Raw genomic sequence first — 19,433 nt, forward strand, 5'->3', positions numbered from 1 at the left:
TATTAGTTATTTATCGGGTTTCCAAATCAGTCCATTAAAAAATAGCTGAAATCAAACAAAATAAATGCTAACGGGTTTATACAGAATAGTTGAACTTAAAAATAAGAACCTATGAATACTTTAAAGAAGTTTGAATTAATGGAAAAAATAGTGCGTGAATTGGAAGATCTGCAAAACTCTCAACAGGCACTTATTCAAAAAATCGGTAAAATTGAAGTAGACAATATCGAACTGGGCGATAACCGCCTTGAAAAAGATTTACCGGATGTACATCAAAATTTAGCTGATAACTTAGATACTATTTCAGGAATTTTAGATTACTTTGCAGGTAAAACACAAAACTTTGGCGATAAAAACAATGTTGAGGCTTTAAAAGAACAGGAAGCCATTAACAATGCCACTAACTAAATTAACTGTATATGAAATTTTTATCTTTAACCATTGCATTTTTACTTGCTGGCCTATTTGCAAATGCACAGGTACTGCCATCTTTCCAGCTGGGCGTTAAAGCTGGTGCAAATTTTTCGAAATTTGATAGTGATAACACGTTTAGCAGCGAGAACCGGACGGGTTTTTATGGTGGTCTTTGGGCAAGGGTTGGCGCTGCAGGCATTTACTTCCAACCGGAGTTGTATGTTTCAGGCAAGACAGCAAATCTGGTGAGCGATGCAATGGGTGAGGTAAATAAAGTACGTTTTACAAGTTTGGATGTGCCTTTATTGGTAGGAACTAAATTCGGCGCTGCCGGTATTGGCGTGCGTTTAAACACCGGGCCCATGTTTTCGTTGATTTTAGATGAAAACCAGAGCTTCAGCCAGGCTGCGGGAAGTGTATTCCGTGCAGATTTTAAAAATCAGGCACTGGCCTGGCAATTTGGTGCCGGACTTGACATTAAAAAACTGAGTTTTGATGCACGTTACGAGCTGGGATTATCTAAAATTAATAAAGCGGGTTATCCGGGTACCAAGTTAAATTTATTTACAATTGGTTTAGGCTACAGGATTTTGTAATATTAGTCGATTATACCCGGGCTAGATCGCCCTGAATATATTTCAGGATCTTGGATTAAAAAAGAGATGCTGAAACAAGTTCAGGATGACGATTCCTGGTTGAGTAAAGTTAATCAGATAATAGGCAGATAAATTCAATTTATCTGCCTATCTTTTTAATCCTCCTTTTCCAGTTCAACTTCAGTAAGCTCGTAAGCAAACGACCCGTTTTTCGGTATAATGGGAGTGGACCTGCCAATGCTGAGCGCTTTAATAAAAGATGCACCGAAATAAAATATCAGTGAAGAGTAGAATACGAAAAGCATAATTACGATAATCGATCCTGCTGATCCGTAGATATTACTGATATTGCTCAATGGCAACAAAATCCTTAAGATATATTTGCCGGCAGTAAACAGGCATCCGGTTAGCAATCCGCCAGAGATGGCTGCCCTCCAGGTAGGCCTCCCGTTGGTTAAATACCTGAATAAGATGGTAAACCAGGTGGTTACAATCAGCACGAATACCAGTTGATTGATTACAGAAGTAAATATCAAACCCACGGAAGGTGCTCCATTCTTTAAGTATGCACCAATATAAGCCTGTACACTATCGGCCAACAATCCGATAAAAAACAGTATTCCCGCCAACAGGATAATGGTAACCGATATTGCCCTTGATTTAAGGGTGTTGATAATGCCCTTTTTATCTTTCTGGCCAATATTCCAGATCTGTTCTAAAGAGTTTTTAATCACATTGAACAGGGTGGTGGCCACAAAAAGGAAAAATACAAAACTGAACAGTGTAACATACCAGGCCTGGTCGATACCCCTGATATTTCTTAACGTAGTTCTGATCTGTAAAATACTTTCATTGTCGAGTATATTGGCCAAACGTTCAAATAGATGTGTAGCCAATAATCTTCTATCGGTAAACAAACCGAAAAGTCTGATCAGGATAATGAGGATAGGTGGTAAGGCAAAATTGGTGAAAAAGGCAGTTGCACCGGCCAAGCGTAAAGGATCATTGTGTTGAAATAGATTAAATGCATTCTTTACGGTTGAAAAAAAGAACTTCAGATCTTTTGTTATCGATGGCATCATTCCTGCGTTAAACTCAAAAGGCCGAAAATAGCAAAAATACTTTATTCAGCCTTTTTGTGATTGTAAAGATTCTAGTCCGTTTTGGTGAAAACCAGTAATGTTTTATCGCCATTTAGCAGGTAAAGCTTATTTTCGGCCAATTTAGCACTGTTTACCTGATTTAAAGCATGCAGGTACGAGCGTTCTGCTGCATCGGTTTCCTGACAGAACATCTTTGTGCCGAAAACATTTTTAACCGAGATCTTATTATCTTTAATTTCTGCACGGCCACCATAGCCATTACAAAATGATTTTCCGCTTATTTTTAAGCTATCTGCAAAGTTGAGGGTTGCTTTTGCCGATGCAGGTAATGTTAAACCGGGTAGTTCTATCAGTTCCCACTTAGTGTTTGTAAAGCTTTCAGGGTTTAATTTCTCTTTACATGAGCTTAATGAGAAAAGCAGCAGTGTGCAGAAGATGAGTTGTTTCATGACAATAAGGTTTAATGATTTTCTGATTAACATCAAAAACTAAACCAATAAAGGTGAAATCAGCTTTTGATAAAGCTAAACTGATTTTTCAATCTTCATCCAATGGTGCTTTATGCCACCGTAATTGAAAATAGAGATCCGTTTTAAGCCTACTTTTTCGAGAACATGAATAGAGCCCAGGTTATTCGTATCTGCAATACCAATAATCTCATTCAATTTTAGTTCGTTAAATCCATAATCCCTTACCGCTATAGCTGCTTCTGTGGCATAGCCCTTGCCCCAAAAACGCTTGCTGAACCGGTAACCCAGATCGTAATAGTGGTGGTGGTTATTGATCGGTTCTTTAATCAGTTTCAATCCCGCCCAACCTATAAAATTACCGGTCGATTTCTCCATCACCGCCCACCTGCCGATTCCGTTTTCGATATACTGCTTTCTTATAAATTCAATATCGGCCTTACTTTGTTCTATAGACAGGACAGGTTTATTACCTAAAAACAGGTGTACTTCAGGATCACCATCCATCTCAAACATACCTGCGGCATCTTCTGGCAGTAATTCGCGTAAAATTAATCGCTCCGTTTCGGCAAAAATCTTCATATTAAATTTATGGGGTTATTGATCAAAATTAAGATAATTTATGGGAGAGTTTTAGTGTAGGAAGATGTAGAGGGGGAAGAATGTAAGATGTAAAATGGATGATGGACGATGGAATGGATTCTGCGTTGATCTGCGAAATCAGCGGGAGCGAACATGAGGTTTTATCCCGCAGATTTAAGTAGATATGCCCAGCTGGGAACGGAACATGTTAATTTGATGAACTTATATCTAATTCAATGTTCTCTTAACCCTTGTTTCTGCGGTCCCAGTACGTAAAAAATGTGCTTTTATTTAAACTACCAGAGTTTTTACCGTGTCGATTGGCTTTTTTCTTAAAATTAACGCTGCAGCCAGCGAAATCAATATTCCAACAGGCAATATTTCCATATAGGTAAAGAGAATAACCATTACCGGGTTTTTATACATTTCTTTATTGGAAGCCAGTTCTTTTGTCATTTTAGCCAGTTCTGCCGCCGATGCTCCATCTGCTTTGGCTTCCCTTAATACCTGGGCAACATATTTATCCATAAAATCGGGCATAAATACATAATAATCAACTAGCCAAACAACAACATATATGGTAGATGCTACCAAACTGATCAGTGCACCGATTTTAAATGCTTTGCCGAAAGTGATCAACCCGTCGTTATACTTATCCCGATAGTTTTTGATCCCAACAAAAATAAAAGAGAAGGCCAGTACCATCGAAGCATAACCGATTAGCATGCTGTGCTCCAGGTTGGGATCGTTATAGCACCTCATCATCGAGAGGACCATTAATACCGATACAATTACTCCTGCAATTAATCCGAATACGAGTACGTTCTTTTTCATGTCTGAATTTTTTATTGATTTATACCACAAAATTCACCCGATTGTCTGTTTTTATCTTCATACTTTAGGGTGATTTTCATAAAAAAAATGATATTTAATACTAAAGTATTAACGCGATTATGGGATAAGGCTGAGTTTTTTAGAAATTTCCACAGCCTGTGTTCTACGCTTTACTTCCAGTTTATCGAAAAGCCGTGCAATATGGGTTTTTATAGTGTTTAAGGAAACAAATAACTTTGCTGCAATTTCCTGGTTACTCAATCCTTCCGACATTAGTTGTAATACTTCAAGCTCCCTTTTGCTGATATTGAGTCTGATCATTTCTTTTTCATTAAGGACAAATGTTTCTGGTTTTTCGGTGAAAACTTCTTTTTCGATCAGGATGGTTTTAGGTTTCGTTAATTTTAATGCCAACCAAATGCCTAAAGCCGTAAAAATAATTGCAATAGAACCGGCATAAATTTCGAAGGCATGATTAATCAGGATGAACCGGAGCTCTAACCATTTTAATAAAAGAAGCATTATAGCTAAAAATATCCCATACAGGATGATACTTTTGTTTTTGGTTAGAAAGTTTGTTGAGCCCGGCATTGAATGATCATTTAATCAAAAATAGGAAATTTAGTTTTAAGTCGGCTGTTTGAAAGTGATGGAGGTCAGGGGGATGGACTAAAGGGAGGAGGGCGGTAAAATGTAAGATGGATAATGTAAGATGGATGATGGAAGATGGAATGCATTCTGTGTTGATCGGCAAAACCGGCGGGCGGCATAATTATATAGTTTCCGCAGATGAAGAAGATATGTGCAGATGATAAGAATAAAAAATGCTCGGTGGAAAGGCGTACGCCTTGATCTCTGCCTTGTTACATATCTTTGGTTAAATAAACATGCCAGATCGGGTGCGGATTAAATTTTTAACCAAAAGCGGTAATTTTCTGGTGACTTTAACAACAGGAAAGCCAGAAAGATTATAAATTAGCAAAAAAAATAATAGCCATACCTATGAAAATTACGCTTTATGCATTCCTTCTTTCCGTTGTGTTATTGGGTTGCGGAGGTCCTTCAGAAAAGACTTTTAAAGCACGCGCATTTGCTGCGGGTGATGATTTTAATGTATTTCCAAAATCAGCAAAGGACATATTAACCATTGTAAAAACCGACTCGGGGAAAACAGCTTCTGCCGATCGTTTTGCCATTAATTCTAAAGATACGACCATTACAGTTGAGGATGCACCGAATGCCGAAACCAAGAAATTTAAGCTTGCTTCTTTTATCAATACACAAAAAACAGCAGTATTGGTTCAGGGCGATAATGGGAAAGATAAAATGGATCCCTTTTACATTATTTATGTAAATGGCGGAAAAACTGACGTGGTGAGTTTAAATAAACCATCAAAAGGTGCCGAAGATAAAAAGTATACGAAAGGGTTAGAAGAATTAACCAGGAGCAATCTGTTGGTAAACAACGATTTCTTTATCACTACCATCAACTCAAGGGTTTACCCGATCAAGCGCCAGAAAGAAGATGAGCGTATCCAGGGGAGGTTTTTTATGTATTCGGGCGATAAAACTACATTGGCATTTCTAACGGCTAACAGCCTGTACCAGGTAAATACCAAAACCGGGGAAACCTTTAACCTGCCTTTGCCGGCATCATTAACCAGTCAGCCTGAAACCCTGGTAGGAAATATCCAAAGAGACTACACTTGGGTGCCAAATGAGCATGGAACTTCATTTTTGAAGAAAAATGCTGATGATGACCGCATTGTAGATATCAAGGAGTTTAAGCATTAAGATTTTTTGAAGAAGTAATTGGCCAGAATTATAGTGGCCAATTACTCAAATTAAAATTGCTGTCAGCCTGGGCTTGTCGAAGGCCTTTTATCATTCCGGAGCAAAAAGCATTCTTGTTAACAGATTCCAAGACAAAGACCGTCATCTCGACTGGAGAGAACGGAATCGAGGGATCTGTCTAGGTAGATTTAGTTTCGCTGAGTACTATGTGGTTCTCTGCTGTATTACACCCCGCTCGAAATGACGATCCTATAACCTAAACCACCATGGTTCTAAACGTGAGGTTTATCCTCGGCTTAAACACTTTTTTGGTTGGGGGTAATCGGTGCAACCAGTTTGTTTGTGTTTCGTCTTTCATCACCAGCAAGCTGCCGTTCTCCAGAAACAAGGTAATTGTTTCTTTGGTTTTTTTGTGTTTGAAAAGAAATTTTCTTTCTGCGCCAAAACTTAATGAAGCAATGGCCGAATCTTTAGCTAAGGCTTTCTCATCATCGCTATGGTAAGCCATCCCTTCATCGCCGTTATGGTATAAATTAAGTAAACAGGAGTTAAATGTAGTGCCGGTTTGCTCCTCCGAGATCTTTTTTAGCTCCAGTAACTCCTTTGTCCAAGGTAAGGCCATTTTCGATCTGTTAGAATAGGTATAAGAATAGGCTTCATCCCCATACCAGGCAACTTTTCGTTTGGTAATGATGTGTTTGCCCATTATAAAGGCTTCGTCGTTCTTCCATTCAATGGTGTTCATCAGCATATCGAAGTAATGATCGGCTTCTGATGCCTGGAATAATTTGCCATAATAATTTACTGTTCCACCATAGGGGAGCAGATTTCGGTTAACATCTATTTTGGTGTTGAATAAATCCATTGTTGATATGCTGTTTTTAAACAATGCCCGCACGGACGATAGCCATGTTGAAGTGCTTCTTCGACAGATCGGAAAAACACCCGGTTTTCTTTCTTCATACGCTTTCCCGATCTGCATGTAAGCAATCCGAAAATCTTCAACCTGGCATTTCCGCCAAAGCAAATATCTTTGTTTTTAAAATGCTTTTTTAATTCTTCCGTTGAAATATCAGCATGTTTGATCATAGAGATTTAAGTATTGATATTTGCTGCTTCCCAACCAATTATGGCTGTTTTTCGGCTTGTACCCCAATGATAGCCACCCAAGGCACCACTTGATTGTATGACCCGGTGACAAGGGATAAGAAAGGCCACTGGATTATCGCCAATTGCAGTACCTACCGCTCTTGAGGCATTTGGGTTTTGTAATTGTTTTGCAATGCTGCCATAGGTGGTCAATTTGCCCATAGGAATTTTTAACAGGGCTTCCCAAACCTTTAACTGGAAATCAGTTCCTTTTAAGTGCAGTTTAATCTGATGCAATTTACTCCAATCGTGGCCGAAAATATATAAAGCATTCTGTTGCTCTTTATCCAATATCTGCTGGTACCGCGCTGCCGGGAACTGGCGCTGCAGGTTGGCCAAAGCAATAGTTTCATCGTCGTAGAAAGCGATATGGCAGATTCCTTTTGAGGTGCTGGCGACAATAATGTTACCGAATGGACTTTCTGCAAAACTATAATTAATATGAAGGTTTTCGCCACCGTTTTTATATTCGCCAGGTGTCATCCCCTCGATGTTTACAAAGAGATCGTGCAACCTGCTGGTTCCCGATAATCCGGTTTCCAATGCCGTATCGAATAAACTTTGGTTTTCTTTCAGCATTTCTTTGGCATAACCGATGCTAATGTATTGCAAAAACCGTTTCGGGGTAGTACCAGCCCATTCGCTAAATAATCTTTGGAAATGAAAGGGGCTTAAGTTTACTTCCTCGGCAATTTCTTCTAAACCAGGCTGTGTTTTAAAATTCGCTTTGATATAGCTTATTGCCTTGGCTATCCGGTTGAAATTGATTTCTTCTTGTGCTTTCATGGTCTTGAATAATGTAGATCCAAAAGTAGTTTGGAAAGAAAGGATAAACTACCCGAAACTTGCTAAGTTTAACTGGATTTTAAAACTCTGCTGATTTATTCCGTTACCCATTAATTTATTTGTAGCCGCAAGATCGTTATTTCTATTGAGGTCTGTATGAAGAAAATAAAGCATCTGCCACCGTTGGGTTTCTCTTTCTTTTTATTTTTACTACATCACCGGGTGGATAAAATTCCTGTTTAGTACGCTTTGTTTTGAACTAGCCCAACCAAAGCTTTTCCTCTTTTTTTACAAGCAGACAACTGTCATCATTTAAAATCAGATACCCGTATTCATAACAGAAAATGTAGGCATTTCCGTTTTGGGTTTCGTAACTATAGGTGTGGTATTCAAAATTGAAGCCGGCCGAAATTAGCTTTTTACTGGTAACCTTTGTTTTACCATTTGGATTAAGAGCAGCAAGGATAGCACGATTCTTTTTTAGAATGCTATTTACTTTTTTAATTACGAGATTATCCCCGGTTTTTAAACGATTGTTATAATTGTTGCGGCACGAATCGTCGCAGTATTTTTTATCAGCCCTCCCTCTGAGCAGGGTTCCGCAGTCTAAACATAAACGTTCCATAATAATTTATTTTTTTATTATGGGATGATGGTCTAATTTATAAAATAAAATGTAGAATAAAAAAACATAAAAAATACCATAACGAAGCTTTAAAAGCCTATTATCCGTGTATAAACGTTTATAAACGACTATAAATGTTTACCATCCGATTAATTTCTGGTGCAGTTTACAATTTTGTCTTGTCGGTTGTCGGGGTGATGACTGTTCGTTAAACATTTAGAAACTTAAAATTTAAAGATCATGGAAAGTGCAATTAACAAAGTAGTATTGAGCGGATTTGCAGGAGCAGATGCAGAGATTAAAACTTTTGGAAATCAAAAATTAGCAAGAGTTAACCTGGCCATAAATGAAACCTACAGAAATACTGCGGGTGAGGAAGTAAAAAAAGTACAATGGTTTAATTTAACTTTTTGGAATGCAAAAGCCGAAATTGCTGAGGCTCAGATTAAAAAGGGTACAGGTTTAACGGTAGAAGGCAGGCTACAGGCAAATCGGTATGATGACAAGGATGGGAAAAAACGTTACGGAATTGATATAGCCGTGAGCGACCTGATAATTAGGGGGAATGAAAAGTAAAATGCTTATTAAATGAAAGTAAACCACATCATATAGGTCTCAAATTATATGATGTGGTTTAAAATCATAATTTAACAGACAGGCCGGTGTAAAAATTGATTTTGGCAGCAGGATTAAAATACCTTCCGTTTGCCGCATTTAAATCGTTGCCTAAACTGTAGTTCGCATTAAGAAGGTTATTTACACCAGCAAATAAATCTAAACGGGTTTTGCCTATCCATAAATTTCTGATCCCTAGTTTGCTTTCAACCAGATGATACCTTTTCGCGAAAATGGTATTGGCATCGTTTAAAGGGATGGCCGAAGTGTAATTATGTTGTACAAAGAAATAGATGGCTTTAGGGAAATTTAACTCCAAACTGTTCACTAAAATACTTTCAGGAACACCCGTGAGTTTATTTCCACTATAGGTAGCCGGGCCGCTTACGAAATCGCTAAACCTGAAATGGCTATAGGTGTAATTGCTTCTCAGTTGTAATCCTGTTAAAAATGAACTGTTGTTTCTGACGATCCAAATGGCAGTTTCCAGTTCAATTCCCCGCTGTTTGGTTCCCCCCGCATTGATAAAATATTCGGCATCGTTTTGATTTAACCTCCTAACAATAGCCTCTTTCAAATGGTAACTGAATAGGTTTCCATGAACATAAAAACGGTTGTTTTTGGTTCTATAACGTAGGCCGGCTTCATAATTCCAGCTTAATTCTGGCTGTAAGTTATTGTTAATGGTGTTGTCTGACGACCTTACCTCCGCAATGGTAGGTGGCGAATAACCTTTGCTGATTGAAGCCCTGGCCGAAAAACCGGAGGTAATCAGGTAAGATACCGCTGCCTTTGGCATAAACTGGGTATCGAATTTTCTTTGTTTCGAGGCAATAACAACAGGGAAATAACTTTCGTAGTTGTACCCGTAGAAATTTAAACTTGAAGCAAGTTCGATCAGAAATTTATTGCTAATATCGAAGTTTAGTCTTAAGTAGGCAAAATCCTGACCGGCTCTTAAGCGGTCTGAAGCCTGCATTGTGGTAGCTTCACCTCCATTGTTATTAAAGTTTTTGATCTGGCTTTTGGTTGTGGAATGCTCTAACCCAATTTGGGCATTAAGTTTAAGGTTATTTTTTGTTTGGGCATATTCCAAAAATGTTCTTAATCCAAGTGTACTTTCATAGCGTTTTTCATAATTGGTAATATAGGGGTTCTTAAAATCTGTATAAGTGGTAAATAAAGCAATAACATGTTTTAACCGCTGGCTGATCTGGTAGGAATTGGATATTCCCCCAAAAATGGTTTTATTATAAATGGCTGCCTGCTGCGAAATGGCACCAGGTAAGGTTGCTGTTGCCGGCCGTGCCAGTTTAGGGTCTTGATCTAATTGTGCAGCCGTTAATCCGCCTGGCGTTTGGTAGCCTAAATCGCTATAAAAAATAAAAGCCTTTAAACTACCGGCGTTGTTATAATTCCACTGTTGCAGCGTTTGAAAATATTTTCTATCTATAGCACTGTTTTGTCGATATCCATCACTTTTCTGGTACCCTTCGCTCAAGCTGAAACCATACTTTTTATATTGCCGTTTAATTGATGCCGTTTGATGAAATAGACCATAGGAACCTCCAATAGCTGAAATATCAATTTCATTTTGGTTTATGGCAGGCGTATTAATTAAAATAGCCCCACCTGTACTCGCACCAAAAATACTGGCTTCAGGTCCCTTATAAATTTCCATTGTACCAATGGCAGAAGCATCTAAAACATTCAGGTAAGTATTTCCACCTGCATCAGTTAAGGGGAAATCATCGATGTAAATTTTAATATTCCGAATGCCAAAAGGAGATCGGAGCAGACTGCCACGGAGCGATAAACGATAGCTGCCCGGCGAACGTTCTTCCATACGTACCCCGGTTACCGTATTTAATATGCTCACCAGTGAACTGCTGGGCTGGTTTTTTATTAAGCCACTATCTACCAGGTTTACCGCGGATACCGATCTGAGTAAATTTTGGGGATTGTAATAACCTTTTATCGTCACTTCTTCAAGTTTTTTGATCGAGTCGGGTTTCAGGGTCTGCGCTAAGCCTGTAAAAAAAAGTAAGGTAAACAGTAAGGTAAAGTTCGATTTCAAAGTGGAAAGGGTTAGTATTTAGCCACAAACTGGCGAATAAATTTAGTGTATATTCTACTAATCTGTGGCTAATTATAAATTATTTTGCAGCTACTTTCCAGATTACGCCGCTAACATCATCAGCAACCAATAAAGCGCCATCTGGTGTAAGGGTAACTCCAACCGGACGACCATAAACTTCTGCCTTATCCTGGTCGGCGATAAAACCAGTTAAAAAATCCTCAGGTTTTCCATTTGGTTTGCCATCTTTAAAAGGTACGAAAGCTACTTTATAGCCGGAAATTGCTGATCGGTTCCATGAGCCGTGCTGGCCAATAAATGCACCTCCCTGGTATTTTTCCGGAAACTTGTTCCCTTTATAAAAAGCTAATCCCAGTGATGCGGTATGTGCACCAACTGCAACATCCGGAACAATCGCTTTTTTAACCATTTCAGGGTTTTGGCCTTTTAAGCGAGGGTCTTCATTTTGGCCGTAATAGGAGTACGGCCAACCATAAAAAGCACCTTGTTTAACGCTGGTGATATAGTCTGGAACCAGGTCGTCACCAAGGCCATCGCGCTCGTTAACAGCTGTCCAAAGCATATTGGTTGATGGTGCCCAATCTATCCCAACGGGATTTCGTAAACCACTGGCATAAATTTTTTCGCCACTTCCGTCAGGGTTCACTTCCAATATACAGGCTCTTCTTACTTCATGCTCCATTCCATTTTCACCTACATTACTGCCCGATCCAACAGTTATATAAATTTTGCTTTTATCGGCATTGGCAATCAGGTTTCTTGTCCAGTGATTGTTATAACCACCAGCCGGAAGGCTCAAGATCTTTTTACCGGCTGCGGTTATTTGGGTATCGCCTGTTTGATAAGGGTATTGCCAGAGGCCATCGGTATTGGCTACATAAAATGAATTGCCGATAACCAGCATTCCGAATGGTTGGTTCAAGCCACTTAAAAAGGTGGTCACCGTTTCGGGTTTACCATCTTTATTCTCATCACGGTACAGGAGAATGGTATTGGCACTTTTCCCGGGTACCTCTGATTTTGCCTTACCTGTTACTTTGTTGGCAATTGCTTCTACCGCACTTCTTTCTGAGTTGGAAAGTGCTACCAGTACATCGCCATTGGGTGTAATGTAGGTATTACGCGGACTTTTAATATTGGACGCAAATCTGGTTACCACAAAGCCTTCAGGTGCAATAGGTGTTTTTCCATCCGGCCAGCCGATTACTTTGCTGAATTTATTTTTAGCAGCATTGGTATCCGGGGCAGGTAATTCTACTGCTCCGGTTTTAGTTGTTAAGGTCGTATCTTTTCCCTGCTTTTGTGATGTAGAATTGGATTGGCATCCCAAAAGGACTGCAATAGAAAGCACTGAGGTATAAAAAATCTTGTTCTTCATGTTAACCGGTTTTTGATAAAGAATTTGTCTCAAAAAATATAACATCGAAAACAGGGAGATGTTTTAGTGTGTGTATAATTATACCAAGGCCAAAATAATAAAGGAAAGTACCCTGGAGTACCTTCCCTTGAGAGCGCATATCGTTTTTCCTGCTCCCATTTTGGTTAACAGGAAAGCATCTTATTCTTCTAAAATTAGTTATGGATTGTTAATGAAGCCCGACCATTGAAAGATGATGCTTTTAAGATCGGTATGGTGTAGTAGAAGATTTTGAGCGTACATTTACAGTTGCTGATTTTGAAACGGTTAACGAAACTAAATTACAACATTACACCTAATTTTTTAGTTAAATTTTGTTAAATCATTTTTAACGCAACCTGATTTTTTCCTGGCATTTATTTAACCAGGTTTTCCTGTAATTTCTTTTCGATATCATTAGCGTTTAATATCAGTGCAGAAAATTGCGGATCTGATTTTACCAGGAGAAATTTTCCGTTAGGGAGAATAATTGCCGAGGTTCCGCAAGAAGTTACCTCTTTAAATAATAATTTTTTAAGAAAACCCGGATCTGTTTCTATTTCTAACCCCTTTGATTTAATCGGACTGAAACTTTTTCCTTCTTCCCGGTATTGGTAAATGGCAACTTTTGGCCTGGCTTCTGCTTTTTCAAGAATATTTTTTTGAAAGGTCCATCTTACATTATTCAAAAATTCTGCATTCTGGTAGCTAAGGTCTTTCCAGCAATCGTCTTTATTGAAATCGTATTTAATAATGATGGTATCTTTTAAAGCAAGCCTTTCATTTTGTTTTAAGAAAAGGTGTAGCGAATCGATCTGTTTACCGGTTAAGGTACCGGCCTCATAACGCTTGTTTTCGTCAACATACAGTTTAGGAGAACAGGCATATATAACGATGGAAAGGAAGAGAATGGAACTTATTAGGAGGTTGATTTTAGGACTGCGTTTCATTTGTGTGAGCATTAATATCGGATTTTCCTGATCAGTTGTATATTTGTGATCAGGAAAATCTGTTGAGGTAAATTTATAACAAAAATTCGTTCGACAATATTTTTCAGTATAATAATCGTTGCAAGTTGCTTATTCATGACGATCAACTGCGGGATTATTCTCAACCTTTCAAAACCTTCGCTTTTTCTGCGTCGAATTCTTCCTGCGATAAAATCCCGGCATCTAATAACTCTTTTAAGTCTAACAATGCCTGCTTTTTTGTAGCCATATCGTTTTTTGAAGCTTCTGCGGCGTTTTCCTTGGGTATGGCGCTTGTCATTTGTGTATTCAAATTAACCGCAGGCCCATATTTCAACAGGAGTTCGGTAATTTCATTAAAGCCCTTAATATTCGAATAATCAATTGCCTTTTGTTCTTTGACGTTCACGATCGAGGGATCGGCAGATTTTTCGAGTAAAAATTTAACCGCATCTTTTTTACCATTTGCCGCAGAATAGTGTAAAGCAGTGTTCCCGCTTTCATCCTGGATATTAACTTTAGCACCTTTTTCCAACAATAACTTTAACATGCTTAAATGACCGCTTTTGGCTGCTACGTGCAGCATACTTTCGCCGCCATAGCTATAATGGTTATCAAAAGAGAAACTGGCAGATAGGGAAATGTTGTTGGCTGTTTCTACCCATTCGAGGTACGAATACATCGAATCGTCATTACCAGAAAGTGGTTTGGCATAATTTACATCCACGCCATGGTTTAAAAATAAATCGACAATTTCTTTTTGGTTATTGGCGCAGGCATACCATATTGGCGACAGGCCGTTTTTTGAAGATACAAATACATCAGCCCCTTTTTCTACCAATATTTTAGTGAGCATGCGGTTGCCATCATAACAGGCAAGCAACAATGCAGATTCTCCACTATGGTTAACCTGGTTGATGTTGGCACCTTTATCAATAAGCAGCTCAACCATTGGCGTATTTTTAGATTTAACCGCAAAAATTAAAGGCGAATCGCCATGTTTATTTGTGGTACTGATATTGGCACCAAATTCTAATAATTTCAGGACCACCTCCTTGTTTCTCCAGGCCGATGCGATAAGAAGGGGTGTTTCTGCTTCATTATTTTCGCTGTTAACATCAAGTCCGCCATCAAGCAGCTTTTCCAGTATTTCAACCTGTCCGTTTTGTGCAGTTAAATGCAACAGACTGTTTCCTTTCAGGTCCTTAATGTCTATCCTGGCACCTTTATCCAACAGGTAAAGGGCAGTTTGTTTTTGTTTTTGCAGGCAGGCGAAATAAAAGGGTGTTTCGCCATTGTGGTCCTCATAATCCAGATCTGCACCCCGATCGATTAAAATTTTTACAAGATCCAGGTACCCGTGATGCGCAGCATAATGCAAAGCGGTTCTGCCTTTCTCGTCGGTATAACCTACTTCTACTTCATTATTGGCCAATAAAAGTTCGGCTATTTTGCGCTTGCCGCTTTCGCATGCAACTATAAATGACATTGACATATTTTAAGATTGTTTCATTAGCAGTTCAACAGTTTTTATTTTCAGGTTATCATCTGAGGCCAGCATTAAGGCTGTTTGGTCTTTATCGTTGCTTATTGTAATATCGGCTCCATTTTCGATCAGGAGCTTTACCTTGCGGTAGGTTTCCTTGGCTTTTTCAGGTTCGTAATTTACATTATAGGCGCAAACTTTGTGCAACAGGGTATTCCCCCCGTTATCGGTTCTGTTGATATCTACCAGTTGGCTTTCCAATACTGCCTCTAAAATATTGGCCTGTTTTTCAACGATCACATCCAAAGGGGTTTTATCTGCACTGTACCAGGTACTGGGTTGGTATAAATCTGCACCATCGTTAAGCAGTTTTTTAAGAAAATTGATGCTGTTTTCAGTGTTGGGCATCATGCGCACGTATTCGAATAACAGTGTTACCCCTTTTTTATTTAACTGATTAAGCTCAGATGAGGCAGAATTGCGCAACATACTATAAATGGTTTCATTTTGCGAATGTGCTACAGCATAAAAGAAGGCCGAATTACCTTCCCGGTCGACCTGGTTAGGATCTGCTCCATTTTCAAGCAGGTGTGTAATTAAGTTTTTCTTATTCAGCTTTACGGCAGCAATTAAAGGTGTTTCCTGTATAATGTTGCCTTCGTTTATGTCGGTACCTTCGCTAATCAGGATATCGATATACTCCTTAAGCAGATCTGTAGTTTGCTCATCATTGAGGTTATACCGGCGGAAACTGCTTTTTACCAACTGGTGGAGGTAATTTTCTTCTGCATTATTTTTGAATGTTGTAGAACATCCGGCATCGATACAGGCCTTGATAACCTCGGCGTTTACACCATTCTCGAACAGATAACCCAATAAGGTTTTGGTATTTACCTCATCATTGAGGTTATCGAAATGGGTAATAAAGTCTTTAAAAAAAGCAATATCTTCTCTATCATTGCCGAGGTTGCGTACAACGCTTTGGAAAATGCTTTTATCAAAATTATCAAATTCATAAATATCGGTTTCGATGGTTTTATCCTTTACCATCATGTTCAGGATTTCGTACTGTTTTTCGCGGATGAGGTTATCTAAAATGGATGATCTTTGATAATCATGCAAGTTTTTGGAGAGTTTTTCGCCCTTTTGCATCAAGCTTTTTGCTTCGTCGAATTTACGGGCATTTAACTGTTGATCTAAGGTAGTTTCGGTCATTTCAATTAAAATATTTAAAGTAGATATATGCTTTTCCCGCAACAAAAGTTTAGCCAAAGAATTTGCCTAATCAAAAATTATCGGGAATGTTGCAATGAATCAGAACGATAATGAATGTATTGTTAATTGATTATTTTTTTGGAAAGCAGTTACAGTATTTCATTGCTTATTTTCTTCCTGCTCTACTTCCTGCCATGAAAAATGGCATCCGTTCGATCAGGTTTAGTTGCAGTGCTTTTCTGCTACCAGGTCGGTTTTCCGTGCCAGAGGCCTGAATTTATAGCCCTGATCGGAGCGGGCATCCCCGATTTCATCGGGATAAAGCGGAGCACAGGAGTAACGTTAAAGAAGCGAATAACATTGCGCTCCAAAAAACAATAGTATGTTCCATTATTTCTTTTATTACAATGGAGATGATGAGCTCCTAATAAATGAATTGCCAATCCAAACCATAAATAACATTACGATGTTCCTTAATTCATTCGATTATTTTATCTTTAGCCGATTTTAAAAAGATTGGTTTACAAAGCCATAAATCGATCGGGTAATTAAATAAATAAGCAAAATCAATATAACATGTCAAATACATCAAAAATTATCTACACCAAAACCGATGAGGCGCCAATGTTGGCTACTTATTCACTTTTACCTATCGTACAAGCTTTTACCGCATCAGCGGGTATTGATGTAGAAACCAGAGATATTTCTTTAGCAGGAAGAATTTTGGCAAACTTTCCTGAGTATTTAAAAGACGACCAAAAAATTGGTGATGCTTTAGCAGAGCTTGGTGCATTGGCTACCACTCCCGAAGCAAACATCATTAAATTACCAAACATCTCTGCTTCTATCCCTCAATTGGTAGGTGCAATTACCGAGTTACAGGCTCAGGGTTATGCCATTCCTAATTATCCGGATAATGCACAGAGCGATGAAGAAAAAGCAATCAAAGCTAAATATGCAAAAGTTTTAGGTTCGGCTGTAAACCCGGTTTTACGTGAAGGTAACTCCGACCGCAGAGCACCTAAAGCCGTTAAAAATTACGCTAAACAAAACCCGCATTCAATGGGTAAATGGTCGGCAGATTCAAAAACCAAAGTGGCCAGCATGACTGAAGGCGATTTTTATGGATCAGAAAAGTCTACCACGGTTGCTGAAGCCAGCCAGTTTAAAATTGAATTTGTAGCAGCCGATGGTACAATAACCGAATTAAAAGGTTTATCGCCGTTAAAAGCCGGAGAGGTTATTGATAGCTCAGCATTAAGCTTGTCGGCATTGAAAACTTTCGTAGCCAAAGAGATTGCTGAAGCAAAAGCAGCTGGTGTATTATTATCAGCACACTTAAAAGCAACCATGATGAAGGTTTCTGATCCGATTATTTTCGGTGCCATTGTTGAAGTTTATTTCGCAGATGTTTTTGCCAAATATGCTGATCTTTTCAAGGAGCTTAATATTGATACCAGAAATGGCTTAGGAGATGTATATGCAAAAATTGCAGGTAATCCTAAACAGGCAGAGATTGAAGCCGCTTTGGCACAGGCTATTGAAAACGGACCTGCTTTGGCCATGGTTAATTCTGATAAAGGCATTACCAACCTGCATGTTCCTTCGGATGTAATTGTTGATGCTTCTATGCCGGCCATGATCCGTACTTCGGGCCAGATGTGGAACAAAGAAGGTAAACTTCAGGATACCATTGCTTTAATCCCGGACCGTTCTTATGCAGGTGTTTATACAGCAACCATCGAAGATTGTAAAGCGCACGGTGCTTTTGATGTAACTACCATTGGTACGGTACCGAACGTAGGGTTAATGGCACAAAAAGCAGAAGAATATGGTTCGCACGATAAAACTTTCCAGGCTACCGGAAACGGGGTTATCCGGGTTACAGATGCTGATGGAAAAGTGTTTTTCGATCAAAAAGTAGAAAAAGGAGATATTTTCCGCATGTGCCAAACAAAGGATGCGCCGATCCAGGATTGGGTAAAATTAGCCGTAAACCGGGCACGCTTATCTGAAACTCCGGCTGTTTTTTGGTTAGACGAAAAAAGAGCACATGATAGGGAAATCATTGCAAAAGTAAATACTTATTTAAAAGATTACGATACTACAGGCTTAGATATCCGCATTTTAGCTCCGGTTGAAGCGACTAAATTTACTTTGGAACGCATTCGCAAAGGTTTAGATACCATTTCGGTTACCGGTAACGTACTGCGTGATTATTTAACTGATTTGTTCCCGATTTTAGAACTGGGAACTTCGGCGAAAATGCTTTCTATCGTTCCGTTAATGAACGGTGGTGGTTTATTCGAAACCGGTGCCGGTGGTTCTGCTCCAAAACACATTGAGCAGTTTATCGAAGAAGGTTATTTACGCTGGGATTCGCTTGGTGAGTTTTTAGCACTTCAGGCTTCTTTAGAGCATTTAGCTCAAACTCAAAACAATGCAAAAGCACAGGTATTGGCCGATGCTTTAGATGAAGCCAATGCTAAGTTTTTAGCGACAGATAAATCACCAGGAAGAAAGCTGGGAACAATCGATAACCGGGGTTCTCATTTCTATTTAGCCCTATACTGGGCTGAGGCATTAGCAGCCCAAACAAAGGATGCTGATCTGAAAGCCAGGTTTGCACCTTTGGCTAAAACCTTATTGGAAAATGAAACCAAAATTAACAAAGAACTGATCGGTGCACAAGGCAAACCACAAAACATTGGCGGTTATTATAACCCTGATGATGAACTGGCAAGCAAAGCCATGCGCCCAAGTGAAACATTAAATACCTCTTTGGCAAGTTTATAAGCTGAGTGGTTAACTTTAATATGCCCCTGGCAAGGAAAGTTGACAACTCTTGAAATATTTAGCGTCCTGATGTAAAAATCAGGACGCTTTTTTATGACGTGGGGTTTTCATGGTTTTAGTGGTATTAAAATTTAAATCTTTGTATTAGGAAAGCAGATGCAGAAGCTTTTGGGTTCCAACAGTCCCGCTCCCGATGAAGGATCGGCAGCATCCCGCTTGATCGGGTTTAGGTGGATTGGCCCGTACTATTTTTAATGCCTAAGGCTTATGTCCTCAACCGACCGAAATGAAGATCGTACAATATCCTGTTTAACCGATTGTTTTAAATCTGCATTTTGCCGCGTGAGGGATAGAAACGGATAGCCCACAGCCATGAGGTACGAGTGGAGAGGACTAGTAGTGGATAGCCCGACCCTGCGCAGCTTGGGGCACGCCCAAATAGCAACAGAATTCTTTGGCTATAGAAAACCTTATTTATAGTGCTTTGTTATAATATTATAAATTATTAT

At 39.1% G+C, this 19,433-nt stretch carries 19 protein-coding genes; 5 read left to right on the forward strand and 14 right to left on the reverse strand.

Features of this window, described 5'->3' with window-relative positions:
- Positions 1–111: 111 nt before the first annotated feature.
- Both GGQ60_RS09010 and GGQ60_RS09015 read left to right on the forward strand, forming a co-directional pair.
- The gene (locus GGQ60_RS09010) at positions 112–408 is read left to right on the forward strand and encodes a hypothetical protein (protein ID WP_183762622.1); all 297 of its coding nucleotides are present in this window, start codon (positions 112–114) and stop codon (positions 406–408) included.
- An 11-nt stretch (positions 409–419) separates the two neighbouring features.
- Positions 420–1,010, forward strand: coding sequence for a porin family protein (locus GGQ60_RS09015; RefSeq protein ID WP_183762625.1), 591 nt, complete (start codon positions 420–422; stop codon positions 1,008–1,010).
- A gap of 155 nt (positions 1,011–1,165) precedes the next feature.
- Here the strand turns inward: GGQ60_RS09015 and GGQ60_RS09020 are convergent, their stop codons facing one another.
- The 5 genes from GGQ60_RS09020 to GGQ60_RS09040 form a co-directional block, all read right to left on the reverse strand.
- Positions 1,166–2,092: a YihY/virulence factor BrkB family protein gene (locus GGQ60_RS09020; RefSeq protein ID WP_229685034.1), complete on the reverse strand. Its 927-nt coding sequence runs from the start codon at positions 2,090–2,092 to the stop codon at positions 1,166–1,168.
- Positions 2,093–2,163: 71 nt separating this feature from the next.
- Entirely contained in the window at positions 2,164–2,562 is a 399-nt protein-coding gene (locus GGQ60_RS09025) for an META domain-containing protein (RefSeq protein WP_183762631.1), read from the reverse strand.
- Positions 2,563–2,637: 75 nt separating this feature from the next.
- Complete coding sequence (locus tag GGQ60_RS09030; RefSeq protein ID WP_183762634.1) at positions 2,638–3,162, reverse strand: GNAT family N-acetyltransferase; 525 nt, start codon at positions 3,160–3,162, stop codon at positions 2,638–2,640.
- 291 nt (positions 3,163–3,453) lie between these two features.
- A complete protein-coding gene (locus tag GGQ60_RS09035) occupies positions 3,454–3,996 on the reverse strand; it encodes a DUF4199 domain-containing protein (protein WP_183762637.1) in 543 nt (180 codons plus the stop codon).
- A gap of 117 nt (positions 3,997–4,113) precedes the next feature.
- Entirely contained in the window at positions 4,114–4,587 is a 474-nt protein-coding gene (locus tag GGQ60_RS09040; RefSeq protein WP_183762640.1) for a response regulator transcription factor, read from the reverse strand.
- A gap of 411 nt (positions 4,588–4,998) precedes the next feature.
- Between GGQ60_RS09040 and GGQ60_RS09045 the strand changes: the two genes are divergently transcribed.
- On the forward strand, positions 4,999–5,790 hold the full coding sequence (locus tag GGQ60_RS09045) for a hypothetical protein (RefSeq protein ID WP_183762643.1): 792 nt from the start codon (positions 4,999–5,001) through the stop codon (positions 5,788–5,790).
- Positions 5,791–6,046: 256 nt separating this feature from the next.
- Here GGQ60_RS09045 and GGQ60_RS09050 read toward each other — a convergent pair whose 3' ends face one another.
- From GGQ60_RS09050 to GGQ60_RS09065, 4 genes are all read right to left on the reverse strand, one after another.
- On the reverse strand, positions 6,047–6,655 hold the full coding sequence (locus tag GGQ60_RS09050; RefSeq protein WP_183762646.1) for an alpha-ketoglutarate-dependent dioxygenase AlkB family protein: 609 nt from the start codon (positions 6,653–6,655) through the stop codon (positions 6,047–6,049).
- Positions 6,631–6,879: an Ada metal-binding domain-containing protein gene (locus GGQ60_RS09055; protein ID WP_183762649.1), complete on the reverse strand. Its 249-nt coding sequence runs from the start codon at positions 6,877–6,879 to the stop codon at positions 6,631–6,633. Before GGQ60_RS09055 ends, GGQ60_RS09050 begins: the two co-directional genes overlap by 25 nt.
- Positions 6,880–6,885: 6 nt before the next feature.
- The gene (locus GGQ60_RS09060) at positions 6,886–7,725 is read right to left on the reverse strand and encodes a methylated-DNA--[protein]-cysteine S-methyltransferase (RefSeq protein WP_183762652.1); all 840 of its coding nucleotides are present in this window, start codon (positions 7,723–7,725) and stop codon (positions 6,886–6,888) included.
- A 259-nt stretch (positions 7,726–7,984) separates the two neighbouring features.
- A complete protein-coding gene (locus GGQ60_RS09065) occupies positions 7,985–8,350 on the reverse strand; it encodes a hypothetical protein (RefSeq protein WP_183762655.1) in 366 nt (121 codons plus the stop codon).
- A gap of 240 nt (positions 8,351–8,590) precedes the next feature.
- Between GGQ60_RS09065 and GGQ60_RS09070 the strand changes: the two genes are divergently transcribed.
- A complete protein-coding gene (locus GGQ60_RS09070; RefSeq protein WP_183762658.1) occupies positions 8,591–8,926 on the forward strand; it encodes a single-stranded DNA-binding protein in 336 nt (111 codons plus the stop codon).
- Positions 8,927–8,990: 64 nt separating this feature from the next.
- Here GGQ60_RS09070 and GGQ60_RS09075 read toward each other — a convergent pair whose 3' ends face one another.
- The 5 genes from GGQ60_RS09075 to GGQ60_RS09095 all read right to left on the reverse strand — a co-directional run bounded on the left by GGQ60_RS09075 (position 8,991) and on the right by GGQ60_RS09095 (position 16,128).
- Positions 8,991–11,042 carry a TonB-dependent receptor gene (locus GGQ60_RS09075; RefSeq protein WP_183762661.1) on the reverse strand — a complete coding sequence of 684 codons (2,052 nt, stop codon included), beginning with the start codon at positions 11,040–11,042 and terminating at the stop codon, positions 8,991–8,993.
- 79 nt (positions 11,043–11,121) lie between these two features.
- Positions 11,122–12,441 (reverse strand): PQQ-dependent sugar dehydrogenase, encoded by a 1,320-nt coding sequence (locus GGQ60_RS09080; protein ID WP_183762664.1) that lies wholly within the window; start codon positions 12,439–12,441, stop codon positions 11,122–11,124.
- Between the two features lie 395 nt (positions 12,442–12,836).
- Positions 12,837–13,409 carry a hypothetical protein gene (locus GGQ60_RS09085; RefSeq protein WP_183762667.1) on the reverse strand — a complete coding sequence of 191 codons (573 nt, stop codon included), beginning with the start codon at positions 13,407–13,409 and terminating at the stop codon, positions 12,837–12,839.
- A gap of 160 nt (positions 13,410–13,569) precedes the next feature.
- A complete protein-coding gene (locus GGQ60_RS09090; protein ID WP_229685033.1) occupies positions 13,570–14,916 on the reverse strand; it encodes an ankyrin repeat domain-containing protein in 1,347 nt (448 codons plus the stop codon).
- A 9-nt stretch (positions 14,917–14,925) separates the two neighbouring features.
- On the reverse strand, positions 14,926–16,128 hold the full coding sequence (locus tag GGQ60_RS09095) for an ankyrin repeat domain-containing protein (protein WP_183762673.1): 1,203 nt from the start codon (positions 16,126–16,128) through the stop codon (positions 14,926–14,928).
- 576 nt (positions 16,129–16,704) lie between these two features.
- Between GGQ60_RS09095 and GGQ60_RS09100 the strand changes: the two genes are divergently transcribed.
- Complete coding sequence (locus GGQ60_RS09100; RefSeq protein ID WP_183762676.1) at positions 16,705–18,924, forward strand: NADP-dependent isocitrate dehydrogenase; 2,220 nt, start codon at positions 16,705–16,707, stop codon at positions 18,922–18,924.
- Positions 18,925–19,433: the final 509 nt, after the last annotated feature.

Source organism: Pedobacter zeae (assembly GCF_014196715.1).
GTDB lineage: Bacteria > Bacteroidota > Bacteroidia > Sphingobacteriales > Sphingobacteriaceae > Pedobacter > Pedobacter zeae.